Genomic DNA, 553 nt, shown 5'->3' with positions numbered 1-553 from the left:
CAGTTAGAACGATGAATTGAAAGTGGTGATTTTTGCTCAGCAGCGTACGCATAAACTCTAAGCCATCCATGACCGGCATGTGAATATCCGTAATGATGATGGCTGGAGAATTGGCATCGATAACTCTGAGTGCTTCAACGGCATTGGGAAAGCAAGTGACTTCAATGCCCTCGATAAGTAGTGCTTGTGAAACGGCATCACGAATGTGTGGTTCGTCATCAACAAAGATAACTGCGTTATGCATGGTCGTTTTCCGTTACTGGTTTGGTGGTACTGGTGTTTGCCATCGGAACGGTGACCACAAAGGTCATGCCGCCTGACTCACCCGATTGCGTCCCTTGGTGGTTATAGGCGCTGAGCGCTCCGTGATAGCTTTCTAAAATACGTTTTGAAATGGTCAAACCCAGTCCGAGCCCTTCTGGTTTGGTGGTAAAAAACGGGTCAAAGATTTTCGCCAGTGCCTCGTCAGACATCCCCGGGCCGTTATCTGACACCAGAATATCGCAGCTCGAATCGTGGCATTGAATCGCGATGGAAATTTGTGGATCAATAC

General features: G+C 47.9%; 2 protein-coding genes. Both read right to left on the bottom strand.

The window, feature by feature from the left end; genetic code table 11:
• Nucleotides 1–244, bottom strand: a 244-nt coding sequence (locus R7R78_RS28685) for a response regulator (protein ID WP_225474918.1), incomplete at its 3' end; no start/stop codon positions are given.
• The coding region (locus R7R78_RS28680) for a sensor histidine kinase (protein ID WP_263856353.1) at nucleotides 237–553 on the bottom strand (317 nt) is incomplete at its 5' end. The genes R7R78_RS28680 and R7R78_RS28685, both read right to left, overlap by 8 nt.

It is taken from the genome of Vibrio sp. 2134-1, assembly GCF_033339495.1.
The sequence above is the reverse complement of the archived record's forward strand: the minus strand, read 5'-3'. Positions and strand labels throughout refer to the sequence as shown.